Annotated in this window: 17 protein-coding genes and 1 pseudogene; 13 read left to right on the forward strand and 5 right to left on the reverse strand. The window is 72.2% G+C overall.

What is annotated here, in order from left to right:
• Positions 1–19: 19 nt before the first annotated feature.
• Positions 20–1,174 (reverse strand): Gfo/Idh/MocA family protein, encoded by a 1,155-nt coding sequence (locus IE318_RS03450; RefSeq protein ID WP_189896136.1) that lies wholly within the window; start codon positions 1,172–1,174, stop codon positions 20–22.
• Positions 1,175–1,318: 144 nt separating this feature from the next.
• On the opposite strand from IE318_RS03450, the gene IE318_RS03455 reads away from it, so the two are divergent.
• Positions 1,319–2,326: a LacI family DNA-binding transcriptional regulator gene (locus IE318_RS03455; RefSeq protein ID WP_189896138.1), complete on the forward strand. Its 1,008-nt coding sequence runs from the start codon at positions 1,319–1,321 to the stop codon at positions 2,324–2,326.
• A gap of 181 nt (positions 2,327–2,507) precedes the next feature.
• On the opposite strand, the gene IE318_RS03460 is transcribed toward IE318_RS03455, so the two are convergent.
• Positions 2,508–2,933, reverse strand: coding sequence for an ATP-binding protein (locus IE318_RS03460; RefSeq protein WP_189896141.1), 426 nt, complete (start codon positions 2,931–2,933; stop codon positions 2,508–2,510).
• Positions 2,934–3,083: 150 nt separating this feature from the next.
• On the opposite strand from IE318_RS03460, the gene IE318_RS03465 reads away from it, so the two are divergent.
• Positions 3,084–3,851, forward strand: a complete 768-nt coding sequence (locus IE318_RS03465; protein ID WP_189896144.1) for an IclR family transcriptional regulator — start codon at positions 3,084–3,086, stop codon at positions 3,849–3,851.
• 78 nt (positions 3,852–3,929) lie between these two features.
• Complete coding sequence (gene glpK, locus IE318_RS03470; protein WP_189896146.1) at positions 3,930–5,447, forward strand: glycerol kinase GlpK; 1,518 nt, start codon at positions 3,930–3,932, stop codon at positions 5,445–5,447.
• 258 nt (positions 5,448–5,705) lie between these two features.
• On the opposite strand, the gene IE318_RS03475 is transcribed toward glpK, so the two are convergent.
• Entirely contained in the window at positions 5,706–6,026 is a 321-nt protein-coding gene (locus IE318_RS03475) for a DUF2795 domain-containing protein (RefSeq protein ID WP_189896148.1), read from the reverse strand.
• 296 nt (positions 6,027–6,322) lie between these two features.
• On the opposite strand from IE318_RS03475, the gene IE318_RS03480 reads away from it, so the two are divergent.
• Complete coding sequence (locus IE318_RS03480) at positions 6,323–6,730, forward strand: SseB family protein (protein ID WP_030165930.1); 408 nt, start codon at positions 6,323–6,325, stop codon at positions 6,728–6,730.
• A 99-nt stretch (positions 6,731–6,829) separates the two neighbouring features.
• Here IE318_RS03480 and IE318_RS03485 read toward each other — a convergent pair whose 3' ends face one another.
• Positions 6,830–7,258, reverse strand: a complete 429-nt coding sequence (locus IE318_RS03485; protein ID WP_189896151.1) for a MarR family winged helix-turn-helix transcriptional regulator — start codon at positions 7,256–7,258, stop codon at positions 6,830–6,832.
• A gap of 199 nt (positions 7,259–7,457) precedes the next feature.
• On the opposite strand from IE318_RS03485, the gene IE318_RS03490 reads away from it, so the two are divergent.
• From IE318_RS03490 to fxsT, 9 genes and pseudogenes are all read left to right on the forward strand, one after another.
• A complete protein-coding gene (locus IE318_RS03490; protein WP_189896154.1) occupies positions 7,458–7,763 on the forward strand; it encodes a helix-turn-helix domain-containing protein in 306 nt (101 codons plus the stop codon).
• A gap of 195 nt (positions 7,764–7,958) precedes the next feature.
• On the forward strand, positions 7,959–8,423 hold the full coding sequence (gene crcB, locus IE318_RS03495) for a fluoride efflux transporter CrcB (RefSeq protein ID WP_189896156.1): 465 nt from the start codon (positions 7,959–7,961) through the stop codon (positions 8,421–8,423).
• Positions 8,420–8,821 carry a DUF190 domain-containing protein gene (locus IE318_RS03500; RefSeq protein WP_189896158.1) on the forward strand — a complete coding sequence of 134 codons (402 nt, stop codon included), beginning with the start codon at positions 8,420–8,422 and terminating at the stop codon, positions 8,819–8,821. The genes crcB (IE318_RS03495) and IE318_RS03500 overlap by 4 nt, the downstream gene beginning before the upstream one ends.
• A 9-nt stretch (positions 8,822–8,830) precedes the next feature.
• Positions 8,831–9,205 (forward strand): annotated as a pseudogene (gene crcB / locus IE318_RS03505) (fluoride efflux transporter CrcB).
• A 93-nt stretch (positions 9,206–9,298) separates the two neighbouring features.
• Positions 9,299–10,135, forward strand: a complete 837-nt coding sequence (locus IE318_RS03510) for an undecaprenyl-diphosphate phosphatase (RefSeq protein ID WP_189896160.1) — start codon at positions 9,299–9,301, stop codon at positions 10,133–10,135.
• A 125-nt stretch (positions 10,136–10,260) separates the two neighbouring features.
• Entirely contained in the window at positions 10,261–11,286 is a 1,026-nt protein-coding gene (locus IE318_RS03515; protein WP_229903309.1) for a trypsin-like peptidase domain-containing protein, read from the forward strand.
• The gene (locus IE318_RS03520) at positions 11,279–12,778 is read left to right on the forward strand and encodes a VMAP-C domain-containing protein (RefSeq protein WP_030165944.1); all 1,500 of its coding nucleotides are present in this window, start codon (positions 11,279–11,281) and stop codon (positions 12,776–12,778) included. The genes IE318_RS03515 and IE318_RS03520 overlap by 8 nt, the downstream gene beginning before the upstream one ends.
• Positions 12,775–13,908, forward strand: coding sequence for an AAA family ATPase (locus IE318_RS03525; protein ID WP_373311050.1), 1,134 nt, complete (start codon positions 12,775–12,777; stop codon positions 13,906–13,908). The genes IE318_RS03520 and IE318_RS03525 overlap by 4 nt, the downstream gene beginning before the upstream one ends.
• Positions 13,905–18,290: an FxSxx-COOH system tetratricopeptide repeat protein gene (gene fxsT / locus IE318_RS03530; RefSeq protein ID WP_189896166.1), complete on the forward strand. Its 4,386-nt coding sequence runs from the start codon at positions 13,905–13,907 to the stop codon at positions 18,288–18,290. The genes IE318_RS03525 and fxsT overlap by 4 nt, the downstream gene beginning before the upstream one ends.
• Here fxsT and IE318_RS03535 read toward each other — a convergent pair.
• Positions 18,195–20,081 carry an aKG-HExxH-type peptide beta-hydroxylase gene (locus tag IE318_RS03535; protein WP_189896169.1) on the reverse strand — a complete coding sequence of 629 codons (1,887 nt, stop codon included), beginning with the start codon at positions 20,079–20,081 and terminating at the stop codon, positions 18,195–18,197. The two genes, fxsT and IE318_RS03535, sit on opposite strands and share 96 nt — an antisense overlap.
• Positions 20,082–20,084: the final 3 nt, after the last annotated feature.

The following is a 20,084-nucleotide window of genomic DNA, read 5'->3' on the forward strand; positions in this document are numbered from 1 at the left end:
TGACGGCCGGGGTGAGGGCTCACGCCACCGTCACCCACCTCCGCTCGCGTGCCGAGACGGCCATGGCGTCCAGGGCCGTCGCCGCGGCGACGGCGTCGGCGAGGGTCGCGCCGTGGGCGGTGCCCTCCGTGACGGAGCGCAGGAAGTGGTGGGCCTCGATGACCTTCAGGTCGTCGTAGCCCATGGCGTTGGCCGCCCCGGGCTGGAAGGCGGCGTACTCACCGTGCCCGGGGCCGACGTGGAGGGTGCTGACGGGCTGGTCCTGGTACGCGGTGCCGCGGCTGACGCCGAGCTCGCCCATGCGGCGGAAGTCCCAGAACAGCGCGCCCGTGGTGCCGTGGATCTCGAAGCCGTAGGCGTTCTGCTCGCCGACCGAGACCCGGCAGGCCTCCAGCACGCCTCGGGCGCCCGAGGCGAAGCGCAGCAGGCAGCCGGCGTAGTCGTCGTTCTCGACGGGGCCGGACTCACCGCCCGTCGCCCGGGCGTGCCCGGCGGTGGCGCCGGCCGGGCGGGCCCGCTCGGGGACGAACACGGCCGTGTCGGCGGCCAGCGAGTCGATCTCGCCGATCAGGTGGCGGGCGAGGTCGACACCGTGGGAGGCCAGGTCGCCCAGGACCCCGCTGCCGCCGCGCTCGCGCTCGTACCGCCACGTCAGCGCACCTTCGGGGTGGGCGGCGTAGTCGCTGAACAGCCGGATGCGGACATGGGTCACCGCGCCGATCTCGCCGGTGGCGATCATCTCGCGGGCGGCGGCGACGGCGGGCGCGTTGCGGTAGTTGAAGCCGACGGTGCCCTGCACGCCGGCCCGCGCGGCCGCGTCGGCGACCGCGCGGGCGTCGTCGGCGGTGAGGCCGACCGGCTTCTCGATCCAGATGTGCTTGCCGGCCTCGGCCATGGCGACACCGATCTCGCGGTGCAGGAAGTTCGGCGCGGTGATGCTGACCGCCCGCACCCGGGGATCGGCGGCGATCTCCCGCCAGTCGCGGGTCGCGGAGTCGAAGCCGTACCGCCCGGCCGCCTCGTCCGCCCGGCCGGGCACCTCGTCGGCGACCGCGACCAGGTGCGGACGGACCGTCAGTTCCGGGAAGTGGTGGGGCACACGGACGTAGGACTGGGTGTGCACCCGCCCCATCCAGCCGAATCCGACGACGGCGACGCCGAGCGTGTTCACCATGGCAGCCCCTCTTCACAGCCCGTCTTTGGACCGATCCAAAACCTCGCTCACCATGACTGTCGCCCCCGCCGGGTGTCAAGGCACTGATCCCGGCCGCGCACTCGCCCTTTACAAGGGCCGTCCGCTTGTGGAACGGTCCATCGCGTGCGACCCCCGACCATTCGTGACGTGGCCGCGCGGGCCGGTGTGTCGAAGTCCCTGGTCTCGCTGGTGCTGCGCGGCTCCGAGAGCGTGCGTCCCGAGAAGCGGCGGGCCGTCCTCGCCGCGATCGAGGAGCTCGGCTACCGGCCCAACGCCGCCGCCCGCAGCCTCAGCGAGCGGCGCACCCGAACCGTCGGCGTCCTCCTGAACGACCTGCGCAACCCCTGGTTCGTCGAACTCCTCGACGGACTGAACGCCCGCCTCCACGACAGCGGCCTGCACGTGCTGCTCGCCGACGGACGGCTCAACCGGCGCCTGGGGCAGGACCTCACCCGTACGTTCACCGAACTGCGTGTGGACGGCGTGGTCGCCGTCGGCACCCTTCAGGACCCGGCGGCGCTGCGCACGGCGGCCGACCGGGTGCCCACCGTCGTGGCCGGCACCCGGGAACCGGAACTGCCCGGGGTGGACGTGATCGCGGGCGACGACGAGCGCGGTGCCCGGCTGGCCACCGAGCACCTCATCGGCCTCGGTCACCGGCGCATCGCGCACATCGCGGGGCGGGGCGCGGTCGGTGAGCTGCGCCGCCGGGGTTTCGAGGCCGCCATGCGCGAGCACGGTCTGGCGGACACGGCGGTGGTGGAGCAGGGCGACCTCACCGAGGAGGGCGGCTACCGGGCCACCGTCCGGCTGCTGAGCCGCCGGCAGCGGCCGACCGCCGTGTTCGCCGTCAACGACATGACCTGTGTCGGCGCGCTGTCGGCGGCCGAGGAGAGCGGTCTCAGGGTGCCCGGCGACCTGTCCCTGGCCGGATACGACAACACCTACCTGTCCCGGCTGCGGCACCTGTGGCTGACCACGGTGGACAACGCGAGCCACGACGTGGGCCGGCGCGCCGCGCAGCGGCTGCTGGACCGGATCGAGGACCCGGGCCGTCCGCGTACCGTGGACCTGACCGTGCCCGTCCTGGAGGTGCGTGGCACCACGGCAGCGCCGTCCGGCGGCGGCTGAGCCGCTTCACGGCCTCGCGGTGTTCGTCCCGCGCCGCCCGGTGCCGCGCGGCCCACCGGCGCGAAGCAGAAGGGCGCCGACATGGCCGAACCGGGGTCGGATCCGATCACCTGCGGCAGCCCCGGCCGAGGGTCCTGCGGCGGCCCCGGCTGAGGGTCCTGCGGCGGCCCCGGCTGAGCGTTCAGCCCGCGAGGACCTCCGCCCACCGGCTGGTCCCGCCGCAGTCCGCGCGCACCCCGCACCGGGCCGACAGCGCGGTGACGATGTTCAGGCCGCGGCCGTGCTCGTCCGGGTCCGGTGCCGCCGCCGGTCCGGGCGGTGCCGCGGGCCCCAGGTCGCTCACCTCGACGTGGACGGCCCGTCGGCCGTCGACCGGCAGCCGCCACAGGCGCAGCGTGGCGGGCGGCCGGGCGTGCACGAGTGCGTTGGTGACGAGTTCCGAGACGACGAGGAGCACGTCGTCGGCGGCTTCGGCGGGCAGGTCCCAGGCGCCCAGGAGCGCGCGAACGCGATGGCGGACGGCCGACACGGTACCTGGCGTGTCCGGCAGCGGGAAGGCGTGGTCCACCTCCCTGTGAGGCGCGGCCTCGAGCTGCGCTACGGACATGGTGTCCCCTCCTCCTCCGGGCGGCGCTGCCGACCGGGAGCCGGGCGCGACAAAGAACGCTAAGAAACGGATGCGTGCCCGGTCAACGCGCGGCGGTCGGCATTACCGAACGGCACTCCTCACCGGGGCAAACAGGACTAAAATCACCGTATGGCCGGACCCGTCCAGTCCATCGAACGAGCGGCGGCGATCCTGCGCCTGCTCGCCGGTGGGCCCCGCAGGCTCGGGCTCGGCGAGGTGGCGTCGTCCCTCGGGCTGGCCAAGGGCACCGCCCACGGCATTCTGCGCACCCTCCAGCACGTCGACTTCGTCGAGCAGGACGAGGGCACCGGGAAGTACCAGCTCGGGGCCGCGCTGCTGCACCTGGGCACCAGCTACCTCGACGTCAACGAACTGCGCTCGCGCTCCATCAACTGGGCCGACGCGCTGGCCGCCCGCAGCGGGGAGGCCGTCCGCCTGGGCACGCCCCTGGAGGGCAAGGTCCTCATCGTCCACCACGTCTTCCGGCCCGACGACACCCTGCAGACCCTGGACGTGGGCGCGCTGCTGCCACTGCACGCCTCCTCGCTCGGCAAGGTCCTGCTGGCCTTCGGCACCGCCACCCTCGACCCGATGCCCGCGGACGGCCTGGAGGCGTACACCCGCCACACCCTCGTCGTACGGGAGGACCTGGACCGGGCGCTGGCCGAGATCCGCGAGCTCGGCTGGGGAGCCGAGGTGCAGGAGATGAGCATGGGAGACGCCGGCATCGCCGCCCCGATCCGCGGCCACGGCGGTCTCGTGGTGGGCGCGATCGGCCTGTCCGGCGCCGTCGAGCGGATCTGCGATCCCCGGGGCCGGCCGTTGCCCGCGCTGATCGCGCTGCTCCGGGAGGCGGCCCGGGCGATCTCCCGGGATCTGGGGGCGGTTCGCTGGTAGATCCCCGTGGCTCTCCGCTGGACGGTCTCACCGTCCAGGCCTCCCACGTGCGCGACGCATCGGAAGGACGGTCCGAACATGGTTGAGCGGTATGTGATGTCCATCGACCAGGGCACCACGTCCACACGATGCATCCTGTTCGACCATCGTGGGCGGCTGGTGTCCGTCGCCCAGCGAGAGCACCAGCAGCACTTCCCCCGGCCCGGCTGGGTCGAGCACGACGCCCTCGAGATCTGGCGCAACGTCCGGCGCATCGTGCCCGAGGCGCTCGCGAGCGCGGGCGTGGACACCGGGCGGATCGCGGCCGTCGGGATCGCCAACCAGCGCGAGACGACGGTGCTCTGGGACCGGCGCACCGGCGCCCCGCTGGGCCGGGCCATCGTCTGGCAGGACACCCGCACCGCGCCGCTGGTCGAGGCGCTCCGGGACCGGCCCGGCGACGAGTTCTTCCTCGACCGCTGCGGCCTGCCGCCCTCCACCTACTTCTCCGCCCCCCGGATCCGCTGGCTGTTCGACCACGTGGAGGGCCTGGAGCAGCGCGCCCAGGACGGTGATGTGCTGTTCGGCACCGTCGAGAGCTGGCTGATCTGGAACCTGACCGGCGGCACCGACGGCGGCCTGCACATCACCGACCCCACCAACGCCAGCCGCACCATGCTCGTCAACATCCGGACCCTGACCTGGGACCCGGAACTCATGGAGTTCTTCGGTGTGCCGCGCACCCTGCTGCCCGAGATCCGTTCCTCCGCGGAGAGCTACGGCGAGGCCCGGGCGCTGCTTCCCGGCGTCCGCATCACCGCCGCCCTCGGCGACCAGCAGGCCGCCCTGTTCGGCCAGACCTGCTTCTCGCCCGGCGAGGCCAAGTGCACCTACGGCACCGGCAGCTTCCTGGTGATGAACACCGGCACCGACCTGGTGCGCTCCCGGCACGGCCTGATCACCACCGTGGCCTACAAGATCGCCGGCCAGCCCACGGTGTACGCCCTGGAGGGCCCGATGGCCGTCACCGGTTCGCTGGTCCAGTGGTTCCGCGACCGGCTGGGCCTGATCAGCACCGCACCGGAGATCGAGACCCTGGCGCGCACGGTGGAGGACAACGGCGGGTGCTACATCGTCCCCGCCTTCTCCGGCCTGTTCGCCCCGCACTGGCGCAGCGACGCGCGCGGGGTCGTCGTCGGCCTCACCTCGTACATCACCAAGGGCCATCTGGCGCGGGCCGTCCTGGAGGCCACCGCCTGGCAGACCCGGGAGGTCGTCGACGCCATGAACGCCGACTCCGGGCTCGCGCTGCGCGAGCTCAAGGTGGACGGCGGCATGACCTCGGACAACCTGCTCATGCAGATGCTCGCCGACGTCCTCGACGTACCCGTCGTACGGCCGCTGGTGGCCGAGACGGTCTCCCTCGGCGCCGCCTACGCCGCCGGGCTCGCCGCCGGATACTGGCCGGACCTGGAGGTCCTGCGCCGCAACTGGCACCGGGCCGCCCAGTGGCTGCCCGACATGGATCCCGAACGGCGCGCGTGGGAGTACGAGAGCTGGCAGCGGGCCGTCGAACGGTCCCTGGGTTGGGTCCGGGAGCCCGGGCAGCCGCACTGACGGCTTGGGGGCACCCGGCGGAGTGCCGGTGCGGTCGTCGGCGTGGCGCGGGTGCAGGTGTTCGGGTGTGCGGCGGGGTGCGGGTATGCGTCTTGGGCGGGATGCGGTTGCGCGTATCCGGCATGCCGCGCCCGAATCGGCTCCCGGGCCGCTGGTTACTCAGACCCGCGGGGTTCGGAAATGAGCCCCGGGGCTCTCCGCGCCGCGCATCGCGGAGGGCCCGCCCGTGTCGCGGGCGTGCGGTCACGCGTCCCCGTCTCAGCGGTCCAGTTCCTCCTCCACCGGCGGCTTCGGCACCTCACGCAGGTGCTGGGACTGGCCGGGCCTACCGCCCTCACGGGCCTGCTCGGCGCGCTGTGCGGGACTCGTGCCGAGGTCGGAGTCGGGGGCCGTGCGCACCGACCGGGCCACCTCCTCGCGGTTGGCGTACTGCTCGGGCGGAATCCCGCGCAGCGCCTTCACGACCTCCTGCGGGGCACCGGACCGGTCGGCCGCCTGCACCAGATCGTCCTTGCCGGCCGGGAAGTCGACGTCCTTGATGGCTTTCACCACGTCCTGGGCGCTCGTCCTGTGGGCCATGACTCCTTCTACCTCTCCGGATGGGATGCGCATCCTTCGGACGCGGAAGCGAATCCGAATGACCAGGACATACCGGGTATCCGTCGCGGCCTGGCACTCACCTCCCGGTGCCGCCCCGGCGGGCACGGCCGCCTGCGTGCGACTGCCTGCGATGCTTTCGTGCGGGTCCCGAGGATTCCCGTGGCCGGGACGATTGCGCCGCGTGTGGTCGGGTACGCGACCAGGGCCGTACCGGGGGCGGGCGCCACGACCAACTCCGGGCGGGCCGCACGACCGCCGCGACCAGGGAATCTGCCATGGACACACCCGCGCACGACAACACCCCTACGCTCGCCCAGCGGGCGCTGGACGTGCTCGCCGAGAACGCCGAGGACACGGCGGCACTGGACGCGCTCGCCGGGAGCGACGTGCTGATCCCCGTACCCGACGACGTGAGCGACGAGGAGGCCACCAACCCGTCGGCGGTGGCGCTGCCGGTCCTGGAACAGCCGGGCGGCGTGCCGGTGGTGCCCGTGTTCACCTCCGAACTGGAGATGTCGGAGCTGCTGCCCTTCGTCTCCCGCTACCGCCTGGTGCCGCTCGGAGCGCTGGCCTCCCAGTGGCCCGCCGAGGACCTGTCGCTCACCATAGACGCCAGCTCCCCGCACGGACTGACACTCACCTCGGAGGGCGTACGCACTCTGCTGGCCCGGCCACAGGCCTGAGCGGGACCGAGGGAACCCGACAGGACCGACGGGAGCGAGCGGGCGCGGGACGGGCACGGACAGGCTCGTCCCGTCGTCATCGGCCGGCTCGTCCCGTCGTCACCGGCTGCCGCCCAGCGTGCGTGCCAGCGCCGCGCGCTGCAGCGGCAGCACCTCGGCGTGCAGCTCGCGGCCCTTGCGGGTCAGCGAGACCCACACCCCGCGCCGGTCCCTGGTGCACACCGACCGTTCGAGCAGGCCTTCCCTCTCCAGCCGGCCGAGGAGCCGGGAGAGCGCGCTCTGGCTGAGGTGGACCCGGCCGGCGAGGGTGTGCACCCGGTGATGACGGCGCTCCTCGTCCGCCTCCGCCCCGACCCCTTCGGCGGCCCCGTCCGGGCCGGACGCCAGGATGTCGAGCACTTCGAAGTCGCTCGCGCCGAGGCCGTACGGATGCAGCACACGGTCGATCTCGCACATCGTCCGCGCGTGCACCGACAGGATGCCCCGCCACTGTTCCTCCAGCCGGGCGTCGGCCGCGTTCGCTCCCATAGGCCGCATGCTAATGCGATCCATGCGCGTGCATGAATCCGGCGACCGCCGTCCGGGCGGGGCTGTCGCCGAGCCGGGCGGCGCCGCCGGCCTCCGTCACGTACCGGACAAGCGCCGTCGAGTCCCGGACACGACGGGTCGGTCCGCGCCACAGTGGGAAAACCTCAGGACGGGACGGCCTCGACGACAGGAGGCGGAGATGCTGAGGACTCCCGCCGGCCGGACGCGTCTGGTCATCCTGGAGTGGCTCAAGGACCCCGCAGCGCACGTCCCCGCGCAACGGTCACGGCACCGCAACCGCCGTATCGACCCGGCCGAGCACGGCGCGACCGCCGAGGCCGTCGCCGCCGCCCTCGGCATACCCCGGCGCGTCGCCGAGACGCACCTCGCCCTCCTCGCCGACCTCGGCCTGCTGCGCACCCGCCGGATCCGCCGCCGCACCTACTACCGGCGTGACGAGTTCCGCATCGCCGAGGTGGCCCGGCTGTTCGAGAAGGGCTGGTGACCTCGACAGGGTTCCTCGGCGTGACCCGCCCCGCCGCGCGGCGCTACCCTGTTGCCCGGCCGCGGTCACCCTCGCGGCGCGGCGGTGGGGCCCGCCGTACCAGAACCGCGGCACCGTCGCCGCCAACGGTCCCTACTTGCGAAGGCAGCGGCCCCGCATGTCCGCAGGGCCCGGGCGAGTAGGAGACGCACGACGATGACAGCCCCCGAGACCGAGAGCCTGAGCGTCCGGACCGGACGTCCGGCGCGGCGGCACGCCTGGCGCGCCCAGGCGCCGGTCGTCGCGGTCGTGGCGCTCGGCGGCGTAATCGGTGCCTTCGGCCGCTACGCGGCCTCGCTGTGGTGGCCCACGCCGCCCGGCGGCTTTCCCTGGGCGACCTTCTGGACCAACGTCGTCGGCTGCGCGGTGATAGGCGTCTTCATGGTGGTCATCACCGACGTATGGGCCGCCCACCGCCTGGTCCGCCCCTTTTTCGGCACCGGCGTGCTCGGCGGTTTCACCACCTTCTCCACCTATGCCGTCGACATCCAGAGGCTGACCGACTCCGGCCGTCCCGGCACCGGCCTGGCCTATCTCGCCGCGACCCTGTGCGCGGCGCTCGCGGCGGTGTGGCTCGCCGTGACGGCGGCCCGCCGGGTCCTGAAGTGGAGGCAGCCATGACGAGGCTCACCGGCAGTGCCCTGCGCGTGACCGTCTTCATCGGCGAGAACGACACCTGGCACCACAAGCCCCTGTACTCGGAGATCGTGCACCGGGCGCACGCAGCCGGCCTGGCCGGCGCGAGCGTCTTCCGCGGCGTCGAGGGCTTCGGCGCGTCCTCCCTCATCCACACCTCGCGGCTGCTGTCGATGAGCGAGGACCTGCCCGTGGCGATCGTGATCGTCGACACCGAGGAGCGGGTGCGGGCCTTTCTGCCGCAGTTGGACGAGCTGGTCACCGAGGGGCTCGTCATCCTCGACGACTGCGAGGTCATCCGGTATGCCGGCCGTGGCCACGGCGGCACGGACGAGGGCGGATCCGGCCTCGGTGATCCAGGCCGACACGGGCGGGAAGGGTAAGAGATCGTTGTGAACTGGCTGCTGGTGGCCGTGGGGGCCATGGTCGGCGCCCCCTTGCGCTAACTCACCGACCGCGCGGTGCAGTCCCGCCACGACTCGGTCTTCCCCTGGGGCACCTTCGTGGTGAACGTCACCGGCTGCCTGATCCTCGGGCTGCTGACCGGCGCTGTCTCGGCCGGTGCCGCCGGTCCGCACGTGCAGCTGCTGCTGGGCACCGGCCTGTGCGGGGCCCTGACGACGTACTCGACGTTCTCCTACGAGACCCTGAGGCTGACCGAGACCGGCGCCGGGCTCTACGCTGCCGCCAACGCCGCCGCGAGTGTCGTGGCGGGTCTCGGTGCCGCCTTCGCCGGAGTCTGGATGTCACAGGCCCTGTGGTCGTAGGTCACCGGGACTTCACTTTGGCGTAGTAAGAGTGTCTGCAACGCAAGGACCGTCTACAACACTGTCGACCAACTCTTCCCAGAACTGGATCCCATGAGCGCCATCTCCGTCGGTCAGGCCGTCGTCCTCGGAGTCGTCGAGGGGGTGACCGAGTTCCTCCCCGTGTCCTCCACCGGCCACCTCAAGATCGCCGAGGGGCTCATGGACATCCCGGTCGACGACAACTCCGTGGTCGGGTTCTCCGCCGTCATCCAGGTCGGTGCCATCGCCGCCGTGCTCGTGTACTTCTTCAAGGACATCGTGCGGATCGTGTCCGCCTGGCTGCGCGGCCTGACCAACCGCGAGGAGCGCTACCACCACGACTACAAGTTCGCCTGGTGGGTGATCTACGCGACCATCCCGATCGTCGCGGTGGGCCTCGCGGCCAAGCCCCTGATCGAGGGCCCGCTGGCCTCCCTGTGGGTGGTGGCCGGTTCGCTGATCGTCGGCAGCGGTGTGATGTGGTGCGCGGACCAGATGGGACGGCACAAGCGCGGCGAGGACGACACGTCCTTCAAGGACGCGATGCTCGTCGGCACCTCGCAGATCCTCGCCCTGCTCTTCCCCGGCTTCTCCCGCTCCGGCGCCACCATGTCCACGGCGCTCATCCTGGACCTGGACCGCGTTGCCGCCACCCGCCTGTCCTTCTTCCTCGGCATCCCGGCCCTCACCGGCGCCGGTCTGTACGAGCTGAAGGACGCCCTGGGTGCGGGCGTGGGCGCCGCCCCGCTGGCCGTCGGCACGATCGTCTCCTTCGTCGTCGCCTACGCCTCCATCGCCTGGCTGCTGAAGTTCGTCGCCAGGCACTCCTTCAACGCCTTCGTCCTGTACCGGATCGTCGTCGGCGTGCTGCTGTTCGGCCTGCTGGGCACGGGCACGCTCAACGCCTGACCGCGCCGAGCGGCGCGGCGGCCCCGGAATCCCCCGGCGCACAACCGAAAACCGAAGAGGAATGCCCTCTTACACTGAGGGAACGGGTTCGGGCACATGCGTGACGTATGGGGGAGACGATCACTGTGGGGCCAGAGGGAGGGCAAGTCCGGATACTCTCGGAGGACGGCGCCGTCTGGGGCGCCGGGGCGCTGGTCGCGCCGGCCGGTGCGGGGCTGTGCGTACTGACCTGCGCGCACGTCGTCACGGCGGCCCTCGGGCTGGACGACGGGGCACGTCCCGAAGCGCGGGAGGGCGCCGGGCACCTGGTCGTCGACCTTCCCGGTCGCGGATGGTCGGCGCGTGCGGACGTCCTCACCGAGGCCTGGTCACCACCTCCGCCGCTCGACAGTCCTCCTCCGGGGGCGTTACTGACCGACCGCGGTGATCTGGCCGTTCTCGCCCTCCACGACGGCGGGCACCGGCTTCCGCGGGGCGCGGGCCCGCTGCCGGTGGCCGCGCACAGCCCCACGGACGGCCGACGGGTCGCGATCGTGGGTTACCCCCGGGGTGCGCCGGCGGGACTGGTCGCGACGGCGCACCCGACCGGCCGGGGCGGCGCCTGTCCCGAGTGGGTGCAGCTGGACGGCCTGCACATGACCGGGGCACCGGTCGAGAGGGGCTTCAGCGGAGCGGGGGTCTGGGACCCGGCCGACCGGCGTCTGGTCGGGATCGTCACCGCGGCCCTCACCGAACGCACGGCGAAGGTCGCCTGGATGCTGCCCGTGGAGGCGGTCACCAGACTGTGGCCGCCGCTGGCAGCCGCCGTCCGGGCCGCCCCCGCCCGGGCCTGCGACCCGCCCTCCGTCGAGGAGCAGTACGAACTGGCCGACGCCCTGCTGGACGTGCCGCAGATCGGACACGACAGCGGCCGCCTGCTGCGGGCACAGCTGCCCGCTCCCGTCCGGCGCACGGCGCCGGACCATCCCTGGCCTCGGCAGCACCTGCAGGGACTCGTCCAGAGCTGTATGGACCACCGCGGCGGCTGTGCCGCCCTGCGGGCCGCGGTGCTGGCCCTGGGCGCGGGCTCCAGGTCCGCCGAGCAGGCCGTGGCCGTGCTGGACCGGATCTGCTGTTCGGCGGAACCGGCCGCGGGGGGCCTGGATGACTGAAACGGAGGAGCTGGTCGGGGACGAGCCGCGCGAGCTGCCCAGATACCTGGTGGATGTGGTCGAGGACGCCTGTACGCTGCTGGATCCCGTCGCCTTGGGGCAGGTCATCCGCCGGTTCGGCCGGCGCAGCCGGGCAGCGGTGGACAGCACCGTGCCGAGCGGCCGCCGAGCAGTGCTCGTGCAGCTCATGGAGGAGATGTGCGAGGGGCCGGAGAGGCTGGCTCCGCTGGTGCGTCATCTCGAGGTGCGGGAGGGCAACACGACGGTGATCCAGCGGCTCAAGGCGGCGTACGCGGCCTGGGAGGTCGAGCTGTTCACCACCGAGGAGTGGAACGAGGTCCTCGTGCTGCTCGACGGCGTGCGCGTGCCCGACCTGCGTCGCTGGTACGCGGACTTCCTGCACGGCCGGGGGCGTTCGCTTCCGCCGGCGTACTGCACCGAACCGTGGTCCGTCTTCCTGCACGCCGCCACGCTCAACGCCCGCCCGGGGGAGAGCCTTCCCTGCTTCCAGGTGCTGCGGCAGCTGGCCCTCGTCGCGGACGGCGAGCGGCACCTCGCGCTCGCCGACTGGGCGGACGCGCACGACTTCGCCCCGCCGGAACCCGATACCCGCCGCGACGAGCCGGCCGTGAAGACCTCCGAGTCACTCCGGACGGATGTGTGGAGCCCCACGAGCTACCTGGTCATCCGATTACGGCCGCTGCTGGACTCCGAGCGGCCGACGGACGTCCTGCTCTCCTACTGGTGGCGGGTGCAGCCCGGGCACCAGCAGAGGGGCACGGACCGGCGCATCGCCCTGGGACAGGCCGAGAAGACCGTGCGCGAACTGATCCATCGCGCGGAGAGCGACTGGGGATATCTGAAGACGGACATCGCGGTCGAGTTCGTCCTTCCGCGTGCTTTGCTGGACCTGCGCGTGGAACGATGGCGCAAGACGGCTTTCCAAGGAGTGGGTGGGGTGTTGGGGGAGGAACATCACGTCGTTCTGCGCAGTCTGGACCGTCACGATCGACGCGACCTGCACGGCCGTTGGGGAAGCAGATGGCGTGTCTTCAGCGAGGGCAACGCCGGACGTGTCCACTGGTTCCCGGAGGACGGCAGAGCCCACCTGCTGTCCGATCCGCCCCCGGCCGTCGTGGTCCTGAGCTCGGCTCCCGGGAGCGCACGGAGGGCCGCCGGGGCGCATGGACGCACGGATGAGCTCGGGGAGGCGTTGCGGGCAGGGGTCCCTGTCGTGCTCTGGGATCGCAGGGGACCCGCGGACACCGCCTTTCGCGCTCAGCTGCGCGATCTGCTCGCGCGCCATGATCTGCGAGGGTTGCCGGGCGTGGTCAAGGCGTTGCGGATTGCCGCCGCGGACCGCGATCCTGAAGCGAACGCTGTTGTCGGCCGGCATGTGGCTCTGCTGTGGGACGACCCCGACCGTATGCCGGTCGTGCCCGCGCGCAGCAGCCACGAGGCCGCGCCCACGGTCGTGGAGGAGGGCCGGTGACGCCACCTGACGACACGTCCCTGCCGCATCAAGAGCTCCGGCCACCGACCGGCGCCTCAGGGCGGCCGCGCTGGTGGATCTACCGCGGCAGCGGTGAGCCGCTGCACGACACGACGCTCGGCGAACTGCTCCCGCCGCCCCCGCCCTGGCGGGCGTTCGACGGAGGTCCCGTGGTGGATCCACCGCCGGACGACGAGGAGGAGAACGTCCGCCGGCTGGGTGGCCACCAGCCCGCCGGATACGCGCCGCGCGCCGCGCGCACGGAAGCCGACCTGGTCAACGCCGCCCTGCTGCTGCGCCGTCCGCTGCTGGTCAGTGGGCGACCGGGCACCGGCAAGTCGAGCCTGGCCTACCGGATCAGCCGCGAGTTACGGCTGGGCAGGGTACTGCGGTGGCACATCACCAGCAGGACCACCCTCCAGCGCGGGCTGTACGAGTACGACGCGATCGGCAGGATCCAGGACACCGCCGCGCTGCGCGCCGCGGCCGGGGAGGCGCCGCGGGGCGAGGAGGCGCGGACGTCCCCGCCGGACATCGGCGACTACATCCAGCTCGGCCCGCTCGGCACGGCTCTGCTGCCCCACGCGGAGCCGCGCGTCCTGCTGATCGACGAGCTGGACAAGAGCGACCTCGATCTGGCGAACGACCTGTTGAGCGTGTTCGAGGACGGCACGTTCACCATTCCCGAGCTGCGCCGCGCCCGGCGCCGCAACCCCGTCGTCCGGGTGCAGACGGACGATCCGGACGGGGAGGCGGACATCGTCGCAGGCGTGGTCAAATGCCGCGCCTTTCCGGTGGTCGTGATGACGTCGAACAGCGAACGGGAGTTCCCGCCCGCGTTCCTGCGACGGTGCCTGCTGCTTCAGATGCCCGAGCCGGGCGACGAGGACCTCGCGGCCATGGCGGCCGCCCACTTCGGTGACGGACTGGCCGAGGAACGGGCGGGCACCCTGATCGCCGACTTCCTCAGGCGCAGCCGGGAGCGCGGGGGACTGTCCATCGATCAGTTGCTGAACTCCTTCTATCTGGCCGCCTCACGTCCGTCCGGAGACGACGAAGGACTGTTGGGCCTCACCGAGGCGATCTGGCACCGACTCGACGGGACGGCACCGCCGGTGAGGCCGGAATGACCCACTCGGCCGACGAACCACCGGTGAGCGGCGTCTCCTGGCTGGACGTCCGGGACGCCGTGTACCTGGCTGCCTGCCAGGACGCGGCGGCACCCTACCGCGGCTGGTCACCCCCGCGGACCGGTCGCCGCTCCCCGGGCAGCCGTCGGACGCAGCGCGTCAACGGGACCGGAACCGCATCACCCGTCCCCGAACCGGAACGACCGGACCCGACGCCGACGGACGCCGAGCAGAACGGCACCGCCCCGGGCGGCTCCGGCACCGGACACAACGGCGCCGCGCCGGACGGTAGGGGCACCGAGGTGGTCGAACGGGCGTTCCGTCTTCCGGGCGGCGATCCGACGGGGAACACCGACGGCGGGGACGGCCCGCCGCACAGACCGGCCGAACCGGGCGCCCACGAGCCGCTCGAGCCGGAGCCCGTCCATGCCGTATCCCTGCCGCGCGGCGGACTGGCCCTGGCCCGTGCGTTACGGCCACTGCGGCTGCGTCGCCCGGAACCGGATGCGTGGGAGCTGGACGAGGAGGCGACCGCGGACCGGATCGCCGCGGACGGACTGTGGCTGCCGGTCTGCCGGCAGCCGGAGGAGCGCCGGCTGGGCCTCGTCCTGCTGATCGACGGCTCGCCGTCCATGGAGCTGTGGACCGGCACGATCCGTCAGTTACGCGGGGTGCTGGAACAGACGGCGGCGTTCCGGCACATCACCGTGACCTCCGTGGACGTGGCCGCCGCCGGCTCCGTGGTGCGCCGCCATCGGCGCCGGGCGCCCGCCGTCGGCAGCGGGCCGGACGACGTCGTGCTCGTGGTGACGGACGGCTTCGCCCAGGCCTGGCGCAACGGCAACGCGGCGGCGTTCCTGAGCTCGGCCGCCCGCACCTCCCCGACCGCCGTGCTCAGCCTGATGCCGCAGGAGGTCTGGGAGTTCACCCTGCCGACCGCGATGAGGGCGGAGCTGGACACCGTCGCGGCCGCCGCCCCGAACCGGCTGCTGCGCGTCCTGGGCACCAGCGGCCCGGGCATGGGCCTCGGCACGCGAGCGGCGGCCCACGCCGAGCAGGCCGTGCCGGTCCCCGTGCTGGAGATGTCGCCGGGGGCGCTCGGGCGCTGGGCGCGCCTGGTGGCGGCGTCCGGCCGCCGGCACGAGGCCGCCGTGCTCCTCACCAGCCCGCGAGGAGACCTGGGAGTGCTCCGGCAGGAGGCACTGCCCTGGTCGGAGATCCCGGCGACGCGCGCACGGGACACGGTCAGGAACTTCATGGCCAAGGCGTCACCGACCGCGGTGGCCCTGGCGCGCCGGCTGGCCGCCGCCCCCCTCAACCTGCCGGTCATGCGACTCATCCAGAGGTCCCTGCCGGGTGCCGAGGCGTGGAACCTCGCCGAGATCGTGTTGTTCGGCCTGCTGCACCGAACCGATCAGCACGTCGACGCCGAGGACGACCGACAGGTCTCCTACGACTTCGACGAAGGGGTCAGGGAGGAGCTGCTGGGCCTCGGCTCCCGGGCCGAGACCATGAGCGTGCTGCGCCAGGTGGCCGCGCATCTCGGACCCCGCCTTGCCACAACGATCGCGGGCGGGGAACGGCTCGTCGAATGGCGTCTGAACGCCGCGGACCCGCCGGTCACGGCGCGCACCCGCCCGTTCGTGCGCCCCCTGCACTCGGCGCTCTCCGCCCTGGCCGGGCCGTATCTGGCCCGCGCCGGACGTCTCAGGCGGCTCCTGAGCGAACCCGAGAACCCCTCCACACCAGTCGGTGTGACACAGGGTGATGTATCCACTACGGTTGGCGAGCACTCGCCGCCTCCTGTCTCATCCGAGCAGGAGTCCGCCTCGCCGCACGAAGCACCAGGAGGTTCCGTGTCCACCGCGTCGCAGCCCGTCCCGACCGTCGCTCGTACGGATGCGCCGCCGCGATTGTGGGGGAACGTTCCGCAACGGAACCGCAATTTCACAGGACGCGAAGAACTGCTGGAACAACTGAACAGGCGTCTGACCGAGGGGACGACGGCCGTGCTTCCCGAGGCCCTGCACGGCATGGGGGGCGTGGGGAAGTCCCAGATCGCCATCGAACATGTGTATCGACGTAGCCGCGACTATCGGCTCATCTGGTGGATTCCAGCCGAACAGACCAACCTGATCGTGCAGTCCCTGATCGAACTCGGGGAACAGATGAACCTGCGGGCGGGCGCCGACCGAAGCGCCGTACCTGCGGTCTTGGAGGCCCTGCGGGTCGGAGAACCCTACTCGAATTGGCTCCTGGTCTTCGACAACGCGGAGAACCCGCATGAGGTCAGGCAGTTCTTCCCCAACGACGGGCCCGGGCGAGTGCTGGTGACGTCCCGTAATGCCCAGTGGTCGAGCTTGGCCAATTCCCTAGAGGTCGATGTGTTTGCACGTGAGGAAAGCGTCGCGCTCATCAAGCGACGCAGTCCGGAGATTCCGGATGACGCGGCCGACAGGCTCGCCGACTCGCTCGGCGACCTGCCCCTGGCCGTGGAGCAGGCCGCTGTCTGGCTGGCGGAGACAGGAATGCCGGTTCACCAGTACCTCGATCTCTTCGAGACGAAGTACGCGGAACTGCTTCAGGTCGACCCGCCCGCCGACTACGACCTTCCGGTCGCCGCCGCCTGGAACGTCTCCCTGGACCGGCTGCGCGAAGACCACCCGGCCGCTCTGCAGTTGCTGCAGGTCTGCGCGTTCTTCGCGCCCGAGCCGATCGACTGGGACTTCTTCTCCGCCGTACGCGGCGTCGCGGCCCCCGAGGCGCTGCGCTCCGCCCTCGACGACCCGATCAAGCTGGCCAGGGCCGTACGGGAGATCGGGCGCTACGCCCTCGCGCGTATCGACCACCGCAAATCGACGATCCAGGTTCACCGTCTCGTGCAGCGAGTCCTCATCGAGCAGATGAACGGCCACGAGCGAGCCGAGATGCGCCACTGCGCACACGAGATCCTCGCGCACTCCGACCCCCGTAATCCGCAGCGATCCACCATGTGGCCCCGCTACTCCGCACTGCTGCCGCACGTCCGCGCATCCGGCATGGTCGAGTGCCAGGAGGGCTGGGTCCGGGAGCTCGTGCTCAACGAGGCCCGCTTCCTGCTCGCCCGCAGCGACTACGAGTCGGCGCTGGAAGCGGCGGAGGAGGCCGCGGGGCGCTGGCGAAGCCTGCTGGGAGACGATCACGAGCACGTGCTCTCCATCGACCAGGTGCGCGCCGAGGCGCTGCGCTGGCTCGGCCGCTACGCGGAGGCTTACGAGGTCCAGTCGGAACTGGTCGAACGCTGCCGTCGCGTGCTGGGCGAGAGCCACGAGGCGACCCAACGCGCCCTGAGTGTGCTGGCTATCGTGCTGCGCGCACGCGGGGACTTCTACCGGGCCCGCGAACTGGATCAGCAGGCGTACGAGACGACGCTGCGCGAACAGGGCCCCGACGATCCGGGAACGCTGCAGGCCGCGCACAACTACGGCGTGAGCCTACGCCTGGCAGGGGATCTGCAGCAGGCGCTGCGCCTGGACGAGGACACCTATCAGCGCCGGGTGGAGGTCATCGGCGACGACCACCTGCTGACCCTTTTCACCCTTCACCAGCTCTACATCGACCTGCAGGAGCTCGGCCGGTTCCAGGCAGCCCTGGAGGGCCAGGAGGTGCTGCGCGAGCGGGCCGTGCAGATGCTCGGTGACGAGCACTCGCTCACGGTGTGGGTCACGCGCGAACTGTCCGTCACCCGCCGCAAGGTGGGCGACCACCTCGGTGCTCTGGAACTCTCCTCCAAGGTTCTGGAGGTGCTGCGGCGCACGCAGGGCGAGAAGTCCCTCGACACGGCCCGTGCGGCGTTGAACCATGCCACCGACCTGCGGCAGACCGGTGATCTGGCCGGTGCTGCGGCGCTCGGCCGGCAGACGATGATGCACACGCGTGAGCTGCTGGGCGCGGAACATCCGCATACCTACGCCACCGCCACGAACCTGGCGGTCACCCTGCGGCTGCTCGGGCAGATCGAGGAGTCCCGCGCGCTCGACGAGGAGGCGGTGAGCGGTCTGAGCCGTGTGCTGAGCGAACGGCATCCGCGTACCATCCTGGCGCGAACCAACCTGGCCAGCGACCACTTCGCGCTGGGCGAGGTGCGTCAGGCGCACGACATCGACGAGGAACTGCTGCGGCAGAGCGTCGAGGCACGCGGCGAGGAGCACCCGTCGACGCTGGCCATCCGGCTCAACCTGTCCTATGACCTCAAGGGTCTGGGAAGGACGGTGGAAGCGAAGGAGCAGTACGAAAGGGCCCTCGCCTCATTCCGGCGGGTGCTCGGTGCCGATCACCAGGCCACCCGGGACGCGGCCAATGGTATCCGGGCCAACTGCGACATCGACGCGCTGAGCATCTGAGCCCGGCGCCCTCTGGCGCGAACCCAGCCACTCCGCCAGGCTCTCGGGGGGCGGCGGGTTCACGCCCGAGTCCTGGACTGCGTCGTGCAGCGCCAGCACGAGTTCCGGACGTTCCACCAGCAGCCGGGCGGAACTCGCCCGGTGGGCAAGACCGATTCCGATCCATGCCTGGGTGGAGCCGGGCCGGCCCCGGTACCAGTCCAGGGCCGCATCCGGTTCGTCGGCCACCAGGAGGGCGTCTCCGGTGGTCGCTCCCTTGATGCCGAGTGGGTGGGCGTGTGGCTGCCCGACTTCTCGGCGCACGGCCGCGAACGCCTGTCCGTCGGTGCATCGCAGGCGAGCGAGCCATGTGCGGGGCGCCTGACCGCCGGACGGATGGGCGGTGCCGCTGCCCGCCGTGCGTATCCGGGCAGGGGGCAGTTGTGCGGGCGGCGGTTCGCCCGCCAGCAGTCGGCGGGCCAGGAGCGCCGCCTCGTCGGGGTCCACCGCGAGGTGGGCCACCCGCCATGCCGCCTGCTCGTCGTGGTGGACCAGTTCGGCCAGCCGACGTGGTGGCGTCGTGGCGGGCTCCAGCGGGCCGTGCTGGTGGAAGGCCGTGGCGAGCCCTTCGACGACGAGCCCGCCCGCGCGTGTCAGCCCCTCGGCGGCGTTCCGCAACGCGGCCAGGGCTGTTCGTACCTGCCGGTGGTGCAGAGCGGCCTCGAACTCCGCGCGCTCCTTGTCGGCGCCGCGCTGCGTCCGCCAGAACGACATCACGCCGGTGAAGGCGTGGGCGCCGAACAGCAGTCCGCGCAGTGGGCGCGCATCGGCCCGCCAGGGAGCGAAGTAGGTGGGCTCGGGACCCTCGTGGACCGGCACGAACAGCGGGGTGAGGTCGGCGAGGGCGTCGAGAAGCTGGTGACGGGCCTCGTGGATGAGGATCGCCGCCATGGCCGCCGCGTCCAGCGGCAGCGACATCGTGACCGCGCCGTGAGCGTCGGGCACCGTGGCGCTGACGGCGCGCAGCGCGCTCGGGCCGTCGACCGGCACGATGGTACGGATGGCGCCCGCCACCAGACGGTGAGCCTCGGGCTGGTCACGGCGCAGGAGCGCGTCACTCTCAGCGATCAGCTCGTGCCAGCGCTCCAGGGTCTGCGGTGGCAGCGCGATCGGATCAGCAAGCGAGCGGAAGTCGCGGAACGGACTGAGATGGTCGAGTGCGACGGTCCCTGCGCCGTACGGCCCGCCGGAGCGGGTGAGCGGATGCCAGCCGTCGGCGGGGCGTGCCGGATCGTCCGGCAGCCGCACGGAGCCCCGATCGCCGAAGGTGGCTGTGCCGTGGGGACCGGTCTCGAGCGTCGCCACCGCCCATGTGCCGCGGCCCACCGATTCGGTCACACCCAGCGACGGCAGCCACACACGTCCGTGATAGGCCGGGATTCGGACCGTGGCACGGATACCGGCCCGGACGGCGGCGGCACCCGCGAGTGCGGCGAACAGGGATGTCTCCGCCCAGTGCGGCACCCGCGTGCCGGCCGCCGCCGCACCGTGGCGGAGCCTGCGCAGCAGGGGAAACGCCCATGAGCCGACACAGGGATCCCCGAGAACGGCTTCGACCGCCGAAGGGTCGGAGCGCTGGGCGTGGGCGAGTATGTCCCAGGCCGTGGCCGGACGCGTCGGCCCGGAAGCGCCGCGCGGGGGTTTCTCCGCGGGTTGGCCGGGGTGGGCGAGGATCGCGGCGAGGGCGAGCAGGAGCCGGCTGCGCTGGGACGACCGCAGCAACGCGAGATCGGCGTCAGTGACCTGTCCCATGGC

The sequence above is a fragment of the Streptomyces spiralis genome (assembly GCF_014654675.1).
In the GTDB taxonomy this organism is placed as follows: domain Bacteria; phylum Actinomycetota; class Actinomycetes; order Streptomycetales; family Streptomycetaceae; genus Streptomyces; species Streptomyces spiralis.